Below are 280 nucleotides of genomic sequence, written 5' to 3' on the forward strand. Positions count from 1 at the left end.
GCTATGATCTGCTGGATCTAATGAAATCTCATCAACTGGATTATACCAACACCTTTCGCGCACTGATCGCTGTGGTGGCACAGATGATGGATCATCAGCACGATCATCCGCACGAGTGCCAGTTACTTACGACGCTGCATAATAGCCTAGCACAAGCAGAAGATGCTTGGCAGTCATGGTTGGTGCGCTATCGCACACTGGTTCAAGGTTCAGACACACGCGCGGTGCTGGGCACGCTTGGCCAGCACAATCCCGTGTACATTCTACGAAACCACATGGC

At 51.8% G+C, this 280-nt stretch carries 1 protein-coding gene; it reads left to right on the forward strand.

Annotated features, from left to right (window positions below; translation table 11 throughout):
- The coding region (locus QSV46_RS39560) for a protein adenylyltransferase SelO family protein (protein WP_314964070.1) at positions 1-280 on the forward strand (280 nt) is incomplete at both ends.

It is taken from the genome of Bradyrhizobium cosmicum (assembly GCF_032290525.1).
In the GTDB taxonomy this organism is placed as follows: domain Bacteria; phylum Pseudomonadota; class Alphaproteobacteria; order Rhizobiales; family Xanthobacteraceae; genus Bradyrhizobium; species Bradyrhizobium cosmicum_A.